20 protein-coding genes are annotated in these 15,561 nt (G+C 38.5%); 2 read left to right on the top strand and 18 right to left on the bottom strand.

Annotation, left to right across the window (positions count from 1 at the left end):
- Positions 1 to 41 precede the first annotated feature (41 nt).
- On the bottom strand, positions 42 to 443 hold the full coding sequence (locus tag ACRPI0_RS06110; RefSeq protein WP_432355415.1) for a hypothetical protein: 402 nt from the start codon (positions 441 to 443) through the stop codon (positions 42 to 44).
- A gap of 551 nt (positions 444 to 994) precedes the next feature.
- On the opposite strand from ACRPI0_RS06110, the gene ACRPI0_RS06105 reads away from it, so the two are divergent.
- Complete coding sequence (locus tag ACRPI0_RS06105) at positions 995 to 1,303, top strand: hypothetical protein (protein ID WP_432355414.1); 309 nt, start codon at positions 995 to 997, stop codon at positions 1,301 to 1,303.
- 43 nt (positions 1,304 to 1,346) lie between these two features.
- Here ACRPI0_RS06105 and ACRPI0_RS06100 read toward each other — a convergent pair whose 3' ends face one another.
- The 15 genes from ACRPI0_RS06100 to mce form a co-directional block, all read right to left on the bottom strand.
- Positions 1,347 to 1,907, bottom strand: coding sequence for a class I SAM-dependent methyltransferase (locus ACRPI0_RS06100; protein WP_432355412.1), 561 nt, complete (start codon positions 1,905 to 1,907; stop codon positions 1,347 to 1,349).
- Between the two features lie 175 nt (positions 1,908 to 2,082).
- Positions 2,083 to 2,703, bottom strand: coding sequence for an FMN-binding negative transcriptional regulator (locus ACRPI0_RS06095; RefSeq protein WP_432355411.1), 621 nt, complete (start codon positions 2,701 to 2,703; stop codon positions 2,083 to 2,085).
- A 213-nt stretch (positions 2,704 to 2,916) separates the two neighbouring features.
- The gene (locus ACRPI0_RS06090) at positions 2,917 to 3,690 is read right to left on the bottom strand and encodes a GNAT family N-acetyltransferase (protein ID WP_432355896.1); all 774 of its coding nucleotides are present in this window, start codon (positions 3,688 to 3,690) and stop codon (positions 2,917 to 2,919) included.
- A gap of 163 nt (positions 3,691 to 3,853) precedes the next feature.
- Positions 3,854 to 4,300 (bottom strand): hypothetical protein, encoded by a 447-nt coding sequence (locus ACRPI0_RS06085; RefSeq protein ID WP_432355410.1) that lies wholly within the window; start codon positions 4,298 to 4,300, stop codon positions 3,854 to 3,856.
- An 825-nt stretch (positions 4,301 to 5,125) separates the two neighbouring features.
- Positions 5,126 to 5,446, bottom strand: a complete 321-nt coding sequence (locus ACRPI0_RS06080) for a TIGR04104 family putative zinc finger protein (RefSeq protein WP_432355409.1) — start codon at positions 5,444 to 5,446, stop codon at positions 5,126 to 5,128.
- Positions 5,447 to 5,509: 63 nt separating this feature from the next.
- Positions 5,510 to 5,869: a hypothetical protein gene (locus ACRPI0_RS06075; RefSeq protein WP_432355408.1), complete on the bottom strand. Its 360-nt coding sequence runs from the start codon at positions 5,867 to 5,869 to the stop codon at positions 5,510 to 5,512.
- Between the two features lie 53 nt (positions 5,870 to 5,922).
- Positions 5,923 to 6,147, bottom strand: coding sequence for a DUF3953 domain-containing protein (locus ACRPI0_RS06070; RefSeq protein WP_432355407.1), 225 nt, complete (start codon positions 6,145 to 6,147; stop codon positions 5,923 to 5,925).
- 154 nt (positions 6,148 to 6,301) lie between these two features.
- Positions 6,302 to 6,961: an HAD hydrolase-like protein gene (locus tag ACRPI0_RS06065; RefSeq protein WP_432355406.1), complete on the bottom strand. Its 660-nt coding sequence runs from the start codon at positions 6,959 to 6,961 to the stop codon at positions 6,302 to 6,304.
- A 113-nt stretch (positions 6,962 to 7,074) separates the two neighbouring features.
- A complete protein-coding gene (locus ACRPI0_RS06060; protein ID WP_432355405.1) occupies positions 7,075 to 7,377 on the bottom strand; it encodes a DUF3784 domain-containing protein in 303 nt (100 codons plus the stop codon).
- 507 nt (positions 7,378 to 7,884) lie between these two features.
- Entirely contained in the window at positions 7,885 to 8,838 is a 954-nt protein-coding gene (gene rnz / locus ACRPI0_RS06055; protein ID WP_432355404.1) for a ribonuclease Z, read from the bottom strand.
- 16 nt (positions 8,839 to 8,854) lie between these two features.
- Positions 8,855 to 10,039: a DNA polymerase IV gene (locus ACRPI0_RS06050; protein ID WP_432355403.1), complete on the bottom strand. Its 1,185-nt coding sequence runs from the start codon at positions 10,037 to 10,039 to the stop codon at positions 8,855 to 8,857.
- A 57-nt stretch (positions 10,040 to 10,096) separates the two neighbouring features.
- Positions 10,097 to 10,573, bottom strand: coding sequence for a chemotaxis protein CheW (locus ACRPI0_RS06045; RefSeq protein WP_432355402.1), 477 nt, complete (start codon positions 10,571 to 10,573; stop codon positions 10,097 to 10,099).
- Positions 10,574 to 10,577: 4 nt separating this feature from the next.
- Positions 10,578 to 11,711 carry a M20/M25/M40 family metallo-hydrolase gene (locus tag ACRPI0_RS06040; RefSeq protein ID WP_432355400.1) on the bottom strand — a complete coding sequence of 378 codons (1,134 nt, stop codon included), beginning with the start codon at positions 11,709 to 11,711 and terminating at the stop codon, positions 10,578 to 10,580.
- Positions 11,712 to 11,726: 15 nt separating this feature from the next.
- The gene (locus tag ACRPI0_RS06035; protein WP_432355398.1) at positions 11,727 to 13,274 is read right to left on the bottom strand and encodes an acyl-CoA carboxylase subunit beta; all 1,548 of its coding nucleotides are present in this window, start codon (positions 13,272 to 13,274) and stop codon (positions 11,727 to 11,729) included.
- Between the two features lies 1 nt (position 13,275).
- Positions 13,276 to 13,689, bottom strand: coding sequence for a methylmalonyl-CoA epimerase (gene mce / locus ACRPI0_RS06030; RefSeq protein WP_432355397.1), 414 nt, complete (start codon positions 13,687 to 13,689; stop codon positions 13,276 to 13,278).
- Positions 13,690 to 13,801: 112 nt separating this feature from the next.
- Between mce and prli42 the strand changes: the two genes are divergently transcribed.
- A complete protein-coding gene (gene prli42, locus ACRPI0_RS06025; RefSeq protein ID WP_432355396.1) occupies positions 13,802 to 13,897 on the top strand; it encodes a stressosome-associated protein Prli42 in 96 nt (31 codons plus the stop codon).
- 54 nt (positions 13,898 to 13,951) lie between these two features.
- On the opposite strand, the gene ACRPI0_RS06020 is transcribed toward prli42, so the two are convergent.
- Entirely contained in the window at positions 13,952 to 14,392 is a 441-nt protein-coding gene (locus tag ACRPI0_RS06020; protein WP_432355394.1) for a BrxA/BrxB family bacilliredoxin, read from the bottom strand.
- A 98-nt stretch (positions 14,393 to 14,490) separates the two neighbouring features.
- On the bottom strand, positions 14,491 to 15,546 hold the full coding sequence (gene meaB, locus ACRPI0_RS06015; RefSeq protein WP_432355895.1) for a methylmalonyl Co-A mutase-associated GTPase MeaB: 1,056 nt from the start codon (positions 15,544 to 15,546) through the stop codon (positions 14,491 to 14,493).
- Between the last annotated feature and the right edge of the window lie 15 nt (positions 15,547 to 15,561).

The raw sequence follows: 15,561 nt of genomic DNA, 5'->3' as shown, positions 1-15,561 counted from the left end.
TGCTGTTAGAAGAAGGCATTAGTAAATTACATCTAACATCTTCAATCATTATGGGCATTCGATTCCTTCACGATTTGCTTTAAGTATCCCTCTGGAATGGGTTCAGTCAATAGGATATTCTTCGAAAATGATTGATTCTCTATCCTCATAATTTCAAGTAACATGCTATCGTTTGAGCTAAGGTTGTATGGCTCATGTATAAAAGTGTCTACTGTATCGCCTTGGAGAAGTGTAAGGGGGAAAACCGCTTCTTTACTATCTTGCTTGAAGGAAATCATTTCTACACTATCATAATGACCAATTGAATCAATCGTGACATCTTTCGGAGATGTATACGTATAGCGGAGTGTATCCTCATTCTTTGTGACATCAGTGATGAGAACAAGTATTGTTTCAATCGGGAGATAGTCCTCAAATGAAATTTGAAAAGGTAATGTGCGCACCTCTTGGGATAGAAAATAAACACGCTCGCCATCTGTTAATTCACTATTTCTTCTCGCAATTCATAGCCATTTTGTGCTGCCAATACTTGTGTAGAATTAGTTTTCTCGTCCCAATTTCCTTTAGATACGTATCATCCTCTTGATTTACTATATATGAAACTGCTGATGTTTTAGTTATTTCGTCAAATTGAACGGACAAAATAATGGGTTTTTCTTAACTTTCTTTAGACCAAGTAAATTATACCACCATCGCAATAAAGGCAAATAAAATGATTATCCATTTCTTCATCTGGTTTAATTCCCCTATCGTTATAGAAACACAATTGTTTTTCTCTACAATCTCCATTCACTTTAACAGAAATATTCACTTATCTTACCAAGCAATGTTAACCAACGTGGCTTAAATCTAGAAAAAAGGTACAATTCCGTGTTAAAGAATTGCGCCCAATTGCTAAACAGTTTAAATTTAAGAGTTATAGCTAACAGAAATAATAAATTTCATTGCGAACAAAGATGTCACAATTAAAATCATGCACATTGAAGTTATGATTATGGCTAAAGCTTTAGGTGTATTAGAACGACTTTTCCAAGTGGCTACGAGTAAAAAAACACTCAGGGAAATCATGATTATAAAAAATGATAAGAAAGCAGAACGTTCTTTAATCACTGTCCATACTTCCATCTCTTGGATCTCAATAATGAATAACAGGAAAATAAATCCACCGACAAATACAAAACCTAAAATGAGCCAAATCAATAAAAGCCCACTAGCGGTCAAAAATATTTTCTCAACCCATTTGCTATTGAGGATCCCCATTCTCTACCTCCGTCCCTATTCAAATGGCACTATTGCGGAATAGACGCAAAATCTTATAACGCAATCGGTCCCGTTTGTTTAAAAAATCACTTTATACTATTAGATATAAACATTGATGCATCTTGATTCGCAAAAATCTGCTTCCCATAATAGAAGGTCTTAATTTTAGTAGACTTAAATCCAACTTCAGATAGTATATTTTTTAATTCATTATGCAAAAATCCATTATGGATTTTCGGATGATTTACTTTATCGTTTTTGTCAAAATCAATAATAATTAGCTTGCCCTTATCATTTAAAATGCTAAACAACTTTTGCAAAATTATTTTAGTATCTGGAATATGAAGAAGGACTAGAGACAGTAACACTATGTCCGCCTTAAGTTCAGGAGTATCTTGAGTAAAATCTGAATAAAGCACTTTAGAGTTGGTAATTCCTTTTTCGATAATTTTATCTGTTGCAACCTCTAACACTTGTTTTGAAGAATCCACCAGCAATATAGAATCTACTAAGTCAGATAGTTCTAAACTAATTAAACCAGCACCACTCCCATAATCTAATAAAGTTTTTGATTCACTACCTCGTAATACTGGTCTTACTTCTCCAACAATCACCTTAGCTAACTCCATTCGTTTTTCCGTTTCCATATTTCACTCTCCAATTTCATTTACTATACCAGTAAATTGTCATTTGGCACGTTTCAGGCACAGTTCTTCTTCAGTAATTAGACCCCTATTGCAAAAAACTGTAAGTAAATGTCTTGTATAACTAACACCCCTGTTTTTTAAGTAGTCATTAACCTTCTCGTTTATGTTGAAACAGTTAACTAGATGGCTCTCTTTTTTTCATCACTTCTGCGATTTGAAGAGAGTTAAAATCATCCTCTTCACTCAACTTATCGATAATGTTGCGGTAGTCCTGTTCATTGCGATTTTGACTTAATTTATAGGCTGCTTGAACTTCTTGTACTTGAATCTTAAATCCAACAATACCTTTTAGTTCTTTTTCTAATAGTAGAGGAGAAAGCTTATCCCATAAAGCTGGATTATCACGATGTTTTTCGTATTTTTGCAGCAACATTGTCAAGTCTTGTTTTATTTCTTCTTCGTCTAAAATGCTGGCCATACCATATAAATGTACAGCTTGGTAGTTCCATGTCGGGACATTTTCCTCATCATACCAGGAAGACGAGATATATGCGTGTGGTCCTTGGAACATAACCAACACATCTTCACAGGTTTCAAATGTTCTCCATTGAGAGTTTCCATAAGCCATATGCCCTGTTATAAAGTAAGTATCTTTTTCTTTAATTAACTGCAATGGCAAATGAGTGGCAATCGGTTTCCCCTGTTTTGTTGTGACAATCGTGCCAAATGAGTTTTTTTGAACAAAACCAAAAATTTCATCGACATTTTTGACTTTAAAATATTTTGGAATATACATAGTGATCCACCTTTCATTATTATTGTTATCTAGGTTATCAATTACTTAAGATAACGAAAAGGATGAGCTAATACTATTTATATAACTGGACAAATTGAAACGTAGTTCTTATGAAATAATCGCCCCCGATGATGGAACATTAGGAAAGCAATTATGCTCGTACTTGTCAAACAAAATAACAAATTACTCAAGGTATATTTCCTAAAATAAAAATTATTTTATATGGTTAATGAAATAGGTATCGTAGGATTCTTTAAACTCGTAACCAATCTTTTTGGCTAATTCAACAGATTCAGAATTTGCTCCATCCCAATTTGGGTACTTCCCATTGTCCAGGCAATCTAAGATTAAGGCAGAGCCCACAATAGTTGCCAAGCCTTTTCTTCTATATCCGGGATGTGTAGCAATTTCAATCTCAATACTACCGTCATACACACTAAAAGATGTCGCTGCAGCAACAACTTCACCGTAGTGTAGTATGGCATAGCCCACACCTCTTTTAATAAAATCATCAATGAATTCAAACTGACTTACAAAGTCTTCAGATAACCGATTAAAAGAAGGTGCAATTGCTATATTGTTATCAACCTTCCTAATTTCATAGCCCTCTGGCAATGAAGACATTAGCTTCAGTATATGTAACCTATTTAAGTGCTCCGGGTTCTTTTCAAAACTGTATCGTTGGAATTTCTCAATCGCACCATTATGAACTGTTTCTATCCGATCTTTCCAATCATCAGAATCAACAATTGCTAGGGTGAATTCCGGGAGATTATATAGCAATTCCTCAGCTTCTTTTGTACTTGAATCGCCAGCATAAAACACAAAAATCCCTACAGATATCTGGGCAACTATTGGATTCTTCAGGTCATCCACCCAAGCAGTTCCCATATGACCTTGAAGATATGAAAGAACAATAGTGCTCTCAATATTTTCAAACATAGGTACTAACTTTTTCCTTACCTCAGCATTTGCTTCATAGATTATTTAATTCCTACTCTCATAAATTTATTATCGAACTTCAAATTATTATAATTGCTTTTGTGACAATGGATCTTTTTCAATTTGGCCTAGTGGAGTGCAGCGTTCTTCTGTTTATGCCCACAATTACGGAATATAGGTCATTGAAAAACCTTCAACGATCATCCAATTAGTCTTTTATTATTTTAATATGTTTTATTGAATTTGTAAAAATCGGGTCTTCCTTTTTTACCTGATGCCCTACCACAATTGAAATATAATAATCTCCATTGGATAAAGGGAAGAAATTCTGATTTTCTTGCTCTTTCTCAAAGTAGATTGTGTATTTATGATTGGCAATTGTTTTCAATTCCCAACTTCCACCTAACTTCATGACAACATTGGCTGATATTCTGTTAGCAGCGAAGCCCTTTTTATCTTCCAACAGTTCGCCTACAAAATAATTGTTCTGACCTTGTTGAATTACTAACAATTCCTCATCGTTCGTTGTTGTGATCAAGTCAATAGTTCCTTTAATTCCTTCACCTTGAATAAACTCATCCAAAGTCGCTTCTTTCGAAGGGAAATAGTTTATATTATCTTTGCTGCAAGCAGATAAAAGCAATAAACCTGACATCAGTAAAATAACAATTAAGCGCTTAATGATATCACTCCCCCCTGTTACTTGGTCATGACATAGCTTTCACTTTTTAATTTTAAACTTAACAAAATACACAACTACAACTGAAATGATAGAAATTATTACAGAGTACCGTGCGAGATTAAAGAAAAAGTCTGTATAAGATGTTTCCGTGAATGAACTCATGCCATTTAAATCCGTTGTGCTTTCTTCTCTTGGAATGAGTATAAATAGCAATAAAAATGAAATAACAAATGAATATATACCTGTTTTTACTAAAAACTTCTCCACCGTAAATCGCCTACTATCTAGTTTAATAATTTTACTTTGTTTAACAATCTTGGCCCGTTCCAGGCACAGTCCATCTACTAAAAATGCCCCCTATTGAGGAAGGCTAAACAATCATTTTTAGTCCGTTTCTGGACTTTCCTTGAACAACACATGGATGAAGTAATCAATAACAACTCCGTATATTAACCACAAACAAAAATGAAATAAGAAACCTGGAAACAAGATTTTGTGATTTTCGTAGTCATACAAAAATCCACTATTGTTAAGTGTTGTAAGTAAAAAATTCAGTAATGGATCAATAGCAAAAACTATGTCTTTGATCGGGTTATAAATCAATTCATTTATATAATGTATCAAAGCCAATAAGGGTAGCCAAAATGAAAAACGTTTTAACAGGAACATGAACTACCTCCCTTTCATCATCTTTTATTAATTGGCCCGATTGAAGGGCAACCCTTATGCCATAATTGCACCCGATTACGGGAAGAAGAAATCTTAAGAAACTAGACTTCATTAGTAAATAAAAATGGTTCAAACAACTTTGAATTCCACAAAATATGGTACGAACAAAGAGCCAATACTAAGTATGGCGAGTCCAACACCCAGCGTAGCAAAAAGGTTATTAAAAGGTGAAAAGAAAATAACAAAAAGAAGCATTGGCAAAGCAGTAAGCGACACAAAAATCAACCTGCCTAAAATAGTTATTTCATGTTCCGCACCACAATTAACACATTTAACTGGTTTATATACCCAACCCAAAAAGGCTTTGTAAATTTCACTCCAGCTGAAAGGCATATTACAATTTTGACATTTCCGCAATAAGAACACCCCTTTATTCTGCAAAATGGCCATTATGTAGATCCGGGGCAAGTCCTGTTCTGGAATCGCACCCGGATTGAAGAAAAAGTATCTCTTCTAAAACTCTTTTCTCCATTCACCGTCCTCTAAAATCACGCCATTTTCAGCAATATAGGCTACGATCACCGAACCATGTTGCAATTTATCCTCATTTTTTAGAAATGATACAAATTCGTTAAAAAGTTTCTTATCGTCAGCATTTTCTTTCCCGGGAATTGTCAAATGAATAGTTGCAGCAACATCGAAATCTTTATAACTTTTAGGATCGTTTGGAACAATACCCAACCTTTTTCCAACCTTGTCTTCGAAGATAATGTAGACCTCAGTGTTTCCTTCAAAATGCTTCCTGAGAAAAGGTTGTATTTCACTATCCAATTCCTTAGCCCATTTTTTTGCAATGTTGACCTGGTTGCTCACAAGGGTTCAAATCCTTGTTAAATAATTCCCTCCCATTATGGTGTTCAGAATATTCACATTAAGCCTACGATACTTACGAAAAGTGAAAAACCAGAGACAACCAGCAAGAAGATACCAATGACTTTGCGATTTTCATGAAACTGGATGAGTCCTAAAACTAAAAACAATAAGCCAGCAAATAACTCCAAATAAGGCATTGCAACATAATTGTCAGTGACTAACCCGTAAACACCTAGAACTAATACAATGACTGCTAAAGACAGGCTAGTTATTTTCATTCTGCTTACCCCCTACAAATTCCATGATTCAAGATCAACTGATTCGAAACTAAAAGAATTGATTCTCCTTCGTATACTTAACTTTCTTTAAATGGCCCGTTTGGCGCGCAACAGGTGTTTAGTTAACGCCCCGGTCCATTGAAGAACAGAATAGTTAGATAATCAATTTAGGTAACATTGTTTTTAGCTCAATTAAATCATCTATTACCATATGAGCCTGAGAAAGTTCATCTTCTTTCGCAAAATCAAAATTACATCCTATTGAAATTAACCCATTATCCTTAGCTGCATTTATATCTGATAAGCGATCACCTACCAGTGCAGCATTGGTAATTCCATACTTTTTCACAATACTCATAACCAGGTCTGATTTATTTAATGAATCAATTTGTTGGATACTAAATGTCTCTGTAATCCAATTGTCCAAGTTATAATGACTCACTATTGCTTCTAAGTATACGGTTAAACCATTACTTGCTATGTAGATTGAAAAATTATTCTTATGTAAATAACTTAAAACTTCCTTTGTATTAGGATACAAAGAACCATTCCCATTTCTTATATTTCCAAGTAATTTTTCAAGAAAATACGTATCCGTATATTCTCTTTCTTTAGTAGAGTGATCAGGCAATAGAGTTTCCCAAACTCGTGGTAAAGGAACCCCCATAATTTCACGATATTGCTGAATTGGCGTCGCTCCATTCCATATATCCATTGATCGTAAATGTTCAAAAGTATCATCAAGTGATATTTCTAATATTGTATCTGTTTGAAAAAGTGTTCCATCCATATCAAAAATTATAGATTGCGACATTTCTTTTCCCCCTTAATTATTTGGCTCAATAGAAGGGCAGTCGCTGACCAAAAATGCCCCATTTAGTGTAAGTTCAATTTCCCACATTTAATTTGGTGAGATATTGTACATTTTTATTTATTATTAGATTTTATATACACAAAACAAATTCCTGTACTAACGACAACAATGATTCCGTATAACATGCCTGTAATAGAACCGATAAACTCCAATCCGAACGGCAGAAAAAACGTTAAGATACCGGTTCCGAGTGACAATAGCCCAATTCCCTTAGCTAACTTTTCTCTATCGCCACTATACGTTTTTTCGTTGTATCCAGATATTAATGAGAATTCCTTTTTCCTCCAAATTAAATAGCTGAATGAAAAGCAAATAACACTGACAAATAGACAAGCAATAAAACTACCTAAAAACATTCTTCCAGCACCTCCTACTCAAGGAAATACGATTTTTAAAAATAAAGCTTCGTATATTTATTCCTTATGTCAACCTATACTCTTATGAAAAGTAATGAGTCCTTAAAATGGCCCAAATGTTGAATAAACTATTCCATACATATGCTCTATTACTTGGAGCGAAAGATGGCCGACTCCGAAGGGATATGTGTTCGTCTTAAGACCCCGTAGGATGCATGTTTTCGCAACCAAGGAGGCCCAAGCCACACCCCTCGGAAAGCGTGCCATCTGTGGCGCAAAGCAATCGTTTCGTTTGGCGGGATCGCAGAACACGAAGAATCTTTATATTATCTCAACATCATTATACCAGAGATATCCAAAAATGCCTTTTTGAATATGAAAAAACACCGCTAAATGCGGTGCAAATTGATGTTCAAATTTGGATTGAATTGGACTTTTATTTAACTTTTTACCATTCATCTAACAATTAAACTATATAAATGTAGTTGTGGTTTCTTTGTTAATCAATTATTTTTTAAATACGCTTTCCACGACTTGCCCGTGCTCCAATGAATATTGGGCAAAGTCATTTGCTACAAAGACATTCGGGAAGATTTCTTGGCCTTCTTTCTGAAATGCATCGATGTCACTCGGCAGAAAGCGTGAACTGATATGTGTTGCAACAAGCGCTTTTGCACCCGCCACTCTCACAACTTCCGCAGCTTGTTGTATCGTTGAATGCCCAAAATCTTTCGCTAACTGTCCTGTTTCTTCGTTAAACGTCGCTTCGTGTACAACAATATCTGCACCTTGTGAAAGCTCTATCGACGCTTCACATACACTCGTATCACCTAAAATTGTGACGACAAATCCAGGCTTTGGTTCACCGATGACAGATTCACTGGATACAACAGTTCCATCTTCCAATCTCACATCGTTTCCACTTTTCAATTGCTGTAACATCGGACCTTTTGGAACCCCAGCAGCAATTGCTTTATCGATCAGCAATTTGCCTGCTAACGGTTTTTGAACGATTCGAAAACCAAAACAAGGAATTACATGTGCCAATTCTCTTGCTGTAATAACGAACTCATCATCCTCAAATACCACACCTTCTTCAATAATCTCGTGGATTCTGAGTGGATATGTTAAATGCGTTTTTGTCAGTCGTAACGTCGTCTGAATCCATTCTTCAATGCCTACAGGACCATAGATATCTAGAGGGCTATCCCCCCCTAAAAAGGAACGAGATCCGATAAATCCAGGAATCCCAAACAAGTGATCTCCATGGAGATGAGTAATAAACATTTTGGTTACTTTCCGGGGTTTCAACGTAGTGTGAAGCATTTGATGTTGGGTCGCTTCCCCGCAGTCAAACATCCAATAGCCTCGTTCTTCTGAAGATAAATTTAAAACGATTGAAGTTGTATTGCGCAACTTAGAAGGCATTCCTGCTCCTGTACCTAAAAATTGAAGTTCCATTGCCTATACCTCCCTTCTATTGTTTGCCTTTATGAATTGTCCCTGGACCAAATCGTTCGTTCATAGTAGAAACGAGCTTTTCCATGGACACCTCTTTTGCATGCCGCTCGTAATTATCAAACGACAACTGTTCGTGTAATTCTTCAAAAGGGATTACATTCGATATTGTTATTCCCAATAGTCTAATCGGTTCTTCGTCCCAATGGAGACGAAATAATTGTGATGCTTCATTGTATATTTCCTGCTGCTTATATAATGGATTTAACACCGTCTTACTTCTTGACTGGTTGCGCCATGCCGATGTTCGCATTTGAATTGAAATCACAGTACCCGCGAGTTGCTGGGTTTCTAAACGACCTGCGACTTTTTCAGCAAGCTTGTCAAATACCGCTAAACATGGTTCCAATTCAGTCTCATCGACAGCTAATGTAGTTGAACTTCCAACACTCTTTCGTTCTGCAGATGCCTCAGGATCTACTAATCGATCGTCATTTCCATTAGCACGTTGCTTTAATAACAGTCCTCGTTTACCTAATGTCAGTTTCATCTTTAAATCATCTGCACTAGCAAGATCCTCAATTGTTTTAATACCAGCTTGAGCAAGTTTTTCAGCGCTACTTTTTCCAATTCCATGCATTTCAATTACGGGTAGCGGCCACAATACAGTTGAAACTTCGCGTTTCCTCAGAATTGTTATTCCCATAGGTTTTTTCATGTCTGAAGCTGCTTTGGCTAAAAATTTATTCGGTGCGATACCTATCGAACAAGGTAAATCGAGTTCACCTAATATCCGTTCTTGCATATTTTTCGCAATCCCCATCGCGTCTTGCAATCCACCTATATCCGTAATGTCAATATAGGCTTCATCGATGGATACTGGTTCGACTAAATCGGTATACGTTCGCAAAATATCAAATACAGCTTTTGATGCTTGACGATACTTTTCCATATCAGGTGGCACCAATACAAGTTCTGGACATAGTCGCTTTGCTTCCCCTACGGTCATGGTTGTATATACACCGAAAGCACGTGCTTCATAGGAGCATGTGACAAGAATGCCACGTCGCGCTTTAGGATTCCCAGCGACAGCGAGGGCGAGGCCTTTCAATTCCGGATTATGAGCTTGTTCAACAGATGCAAAGAAACAGTTCATATCCAAGTGGAGAATTACCCGGCGGTAGATGTGCCCTTTGCGATCCATTTACTTCCCTCCTACTTTCAAGAAAAAACCGGGCAGCGAGCTCCCCGGTTTAAACAGTTACGCCTTTTCAGAAACTTGCTGACCAACGTAATCCGTAATGTCTTCCATTCCTGCAAGTGTCTCGGAAAGAATTGTCGGATCAATTATAGTAATAATCCGATTTTCCAAATTCGCGACAGATGAGAAATAAGGAGTTTTTGAATAGGCCATTAATCCTTTGGTTGTCAAACTGTCTTCATCAATATCCAGAATCTCTTTCGCTTCAAGGACAAGCAATCCGAAGAAGACACCTTCAGTTTGGACAACAACCACTTTTGCAATCGGATCATCTTTTGCTGAGTTACCATATAAGATTTGCTGGAAATCTAAAATAGGAACAAGTTCTCCACGTATCTTCATTAAGCCAAGAAGGTATTCAGCTAAATGAGGTATCGGATTTACTTTCTCCAATTCTTCAATAGAAACCGTCTGTTCTACTGGAATTGCATATTCTTCATTGCCACAACGGACAACAATTGCTTTCAAACTCCCCATATCATTAAGCCTTCTTTCCACGCTTTGTAACGGTGCGTACGATTTCAAGGAGAAGATCTGCAAGTTTGTTTAACTCTTCAACAGGCATACGCTCATTTTTAGTATGAATTTCTTCATAACCAACAGATAAAGTTACAGTCGGGAAGCCATGTCCATTAAAGATGTTACCATCACTACCGCCGCCACTCATTTTCAATTCAGGGTTACGACCGATGGCACGAATCGCTTCAGAAGCGACTTGCACAACTTCATCATTCTCATTAAATTGGAATCCTGGTGACATTAGCTGAACGTCAGTTGTTGCAGAACCGCCCATTTTTTCAGCAGTCTCAGCAAATGCTTGAACCATATGCTCTGTCTGCGCCTGTAATTTTTCATAATTAATCGAACGGGCTTCAGATACGATATTCACTTCATCACAAACAATATTCGTTGCTTGTCCACCGGTAAACATGCCGATATTAGCAGTTGTCTCTGAGTCGATTCGACCAAGTTTCATAGCGGCAACAGATTTTGCTGCAATTGTGATTGCTGAAATCCCTTTTTCAGGTTCAACGCCTGCGTGTGCAGTGCGACCATGAATAACGGTCTTTAACTTCGCATTATAAGGGGCTGCAGTCACAATTCCACCTACTTTACCGTCACTGTCAACGGCATAGCCATATTTTGCGTTCATCAGTGTACGATCGATTTCACGAGCACCGACAAGACCGCTCTCTTCTCCAGCAGTAATAATGAATTGTAAATCACCGTGCGCTTCTCCACTTTCTTTTAACGTTCGCATCATCTCAAACAACGCGGCAAGACCTGCTTTGTCGTCAGATCCTAGAATCGTATCCCCTGCAGAGTAAATGTAGCCATCTTCTTTTAAGACAGGTTCAATACCAACACCTGGAGTCACTGTGTCCATGTGGCTTGTGAAGTAAATCGGGTCTGCTTCTGGTACTGATCCTTTCATTGTAGCGATTAAGTTCCCAGCACCGTGTCCCGTCCGTTCTTTTGAATCATCTTCTACAACCTCGAAGCCCATTTGTTCCATTTTCTCTTTCAAAACACCAACAATTTGTTCTTCATGTAACGTTTCAGAGTCAATCTTCACCAATTCAAAAAATTCATCTAGCATGCGTTCGTAGTTCATAGAATTTCTCTCCTCTTATAGTGGCATATTGCCATGCTTTTTTTTAGGTCGTTGTTCTTTTTTATTTCGCATCATATCGAGTGCTTGTACTAATTTAATACGTGTTTCCCGCGGATCAATGACATCATCGACCATTCCTGTCGCCGCAGCTGTATATGGATTCGAGAATTTCTCTCGATATTCAGCAATTTTAGCCGCTCTCATCGCTTCAGGATCTTCACTAGCCGCAATATCTCTAGCAAATATAATATTTGCAGCGCCTTCAGCGCCCATCACTGCTATTTCCGCATTTGGCCATGCGAACACTAAATCTGCACCAATCGCTTTAGAATTGAGCGCTACATATGCTCCACCAAAAGCTTTACGAAGAATTACCGTAATTTTAGGCACTGTTGCTTCTGAGTAGGAGTAGAGAATTTTTGCTCCATGACGAATAATGCCTCCGTGTTCTTGCTTTACTCCAGGGAAAAAGCCAGTAACATCTTCAAACGTTATTAGTGGGATGTTAAAAGAGTCACATGTGCGGATGAATCTTGAGATTTTATCGGAAGAATCGATATCCAATCCGCCTGCCATTACTTTCGGCTGATTACAGACAAAACCAACTGCTTCTCCTTTAATTCTCGCAAATCCTACTACCGCATTCCGTGCAAATTCTTTTTGCACTTCCATAAATGAGTCTGTATCTGCAATCTGCTCGATGACTTTTCGCACATCATAAGGACGAATTGTTTCATACGGAACAACATCAGCTAAATCCGGACGATAATCATCGTCGCTAGATACGCATTGCATCGGAGTTTTTTCTTCATTATTTTGTGGCAGATAGGTAAGTAATCGACGTACCTCTTTAAGTACTGACTGCTCATCTGGTCCTCGGAAGTGCGCATTTCCGCTAATTGCGTTATGCACTTTAGAGCCTCCTAAGTCTTCAGATGAAATCTTTTCGCCTGTCACGGTTTCAATCACTTTAGGTCCTGTGATGAACATTTGGCTCGTCACATCCGTCATAAATACGAAATCCGTAATTGCAGGTGAATAGACAGCTCCACCAGCACACGGGCCTAATATCACAGATATTTGGGGTATAACGCCTGAGTAAATCGAATTGCGATAGAAGATCTCTCCGTAGCCATCTAGGGAAACAACACCTTCTTGAATTCTCGCACCACCTGAGTCATTCAACCCGATGAATGGAGCACCATTTTTAGCCGCAAGATCCATCACATTTGCGATCTTCATGGCGTGCATTTCACCAAGTGCACCACCAAATACCGTAAAGTCTTGTGAAAACAAGTAGATTGGCCGGCCGTTAACCTTACCATATCCTGTAACGACACCATCGCCAGGACCTTCCATCTTATCCATTCCGAAATCCCGCGTTCTATGGACGACAAATGGGCTTAACTCGACAAACGTACCTTCATCGACTAACAAGTCGATTCGTTCACGCGCTGTCAGTTTTCCTTTTTCATGTTGGCGAGCAATTCGATCATCGCCGCCACCTAACTCAATTTCACGTTTCTTATCATATAATTCATTAATCTTCTCGTATATATCCAACTTACTCATCCCCCAATGAGCGTTTGGCACACAATTCATAAAGAACACCAAACGACGATTTTGGATGCATGAACGCAACTTCCGCTCCGCCAGCACCTATTTTCGGTTCATCTTGCAGCAATCGTACACCGTGTGTTTTTAATTCTTCCATCCGCTCTCGAATATTGCTCACGCCAAATGCGATATGATGGACCCCTTCGCCACGTTTTTCTATAAAACTTGCAACGGCTCCTTCAGTACCAATGGGTTCAAGCAATTCAAGCTTTATATTGCCAGCATCTAGAAAAGCTACAGTAACATGCTGTTGCGGTACTTTTTCTATCCCTAATAGTTTCAAACCAAGTGTATGTATATAATAATCTAATGAATGATCTAGACTTTTTACCGCTATTCCGATATGATCAACTTTTTCCATGATAGCACCCCCTCTTCTATTGTACCCGCTCGTAAATTAATGTGCCACCAGTTGAGAATTCTGCAGATTCTGTTAAACTAAAAGTATCAAACCAATTAAGGGGTTTTTGCACATGAGCAATAAAAAAGTTCAAAAAACAATTGTCATTATTATGATCGTAGCTATGGTTGCTTCTAGCGTATTATTCGGTCTCAGCACACTATTCTAATAGAAGACATGAAAATGCAGACCGGCATCAGTCACACTGATGCCGGTCTGTTTTTTATAGTTCTTCGCAATACTGTTCAAACTGATCTTGCAAGTTTGTCACAACAGACATTGGATCGTGGCCTTCGATTTCATGACGTCCAACTTCTGCTACGAATTCTCCATCTTTCATCAAGACGAACGAAGGAGAAGAGGGTAAATGGTAATCTCCGAAATGCATACGTGCTTGTGCAGTTGCTTCTTTGTCTTGTCCAGCAAATACAGTTACTAAATGATCCGGACGCTTATCATAATGAATTGCGTGAAGTGCTGCTGGTCTTGCGATACCGCCTGCACATCCACAAACTGAGTTGACCATGAATAGAGTTGTACCTTCACGTTTTATAGCAGTCTCTACGTCATCCGCAGTTTTCAATTGCTCATAGCCCCCCGCTTCCATTTCTCCACGAGCCTGGCTAGTTATATCGTCCATATAGAAATTAAAATCCATTGACATATAATTGTCCCCCTTTGATGCGTACTACATCTATTATACCAGTTTACGAGTTGGATGAAAACTGTTCGGCAATTCCTCAGGTTCTCGAGCTTTCGGAACTAATCAGATTTTTTTGGAGACTGCTCAAATAATTCCTTCACCGCACCCGCAACTGTCACTTGACCATTCAATAACTTCTGCTCAAAATTAGAAACTTGCAGTTTACGGCCTGGTTCTGCGTAAAACGAGTCAATCAGGTGATCATGGATCATCGAATAGAACCAGCTCCGTGTTTGGGCTTGACGTCTATCTGTCCAATAATTGGATTGCTCCATAAGGCACTTAAATTCTTTTATCATTACCCACGTCTCCAACATGCCCGTCTCCTTTAGGGAAGAAACAGGTAATGCACGCGTCGTCCATCCTGGAGTTGCAGGCTGCAAGAAGTGAGCGAGTTGACGATACTCCCGCACCGTCTTATTTGCGAGTCGAAGGTTATCACCATCAGCCTTATGAACAATAATACCGTCCGCTAATTCCATAATGCCTTTTTTCATGCCCTGTAGTTCATCTCCAGCACCTGTTAATGCAAGCAATAGAAAGAAATCTGTCATCTCACGGACCGCCGTTTCAGATTGTCCCACGCCTACAGTTTCTACGAGGATAACATCATATCCAGCCGCTTCACACAACAGCATTGTCTCGCGTGTTTTTCGATGGACTCCGCCAAGTGTACCCGCTGTCGGGGAAGGACGGATGAATGCCTGCGAATCACGCGCCAGCAATTCCATTCTAGTTTTGTCCCCTAATATACTCCCTCCAGTTATAGAGGAACTTGGGTCAACCGCAAGAACAGCCACTTTATGCCCAGCCTTCGTCAGCATCAGCCCAAACGCTTCGATAAATGTGCTTTTTCCAGCGCCAGGCACACCTGTAACGCCGATACGTATGCTGTTTCCCGTAGAAGGAAGCAACATTCGAAGCAGTTCCTGTCCGACTGGCTTGTCGTGAATTGCCAAACTTTCTAAGAGCGTAATCCCTTTTGCGAGACTCAACCTAGAGCCTTCAGAAATTCCTTTTGCAAGCTCACCAATTTCAATCGGTGCTTTGTTTCGTTTGAATTTTCTTCTTTTCACAGACTTCATACCATCATGTGACGAATGCAGACCTTCCATAACGTTGAGAGCGGT

This window comes from Sporosarcina sp. A2 (assembly GCF_050858885.1).
Lineage (GTDB): Bacteria > Bacillota > Bacilli > Bacillales_A > Planococcaceae > Sporosarcina.
The sequence above is the reverse complement of the archived record's forward strand: the minus strand, read 5'-3'. Positions and strand labels throughout refer to the sequence as shown.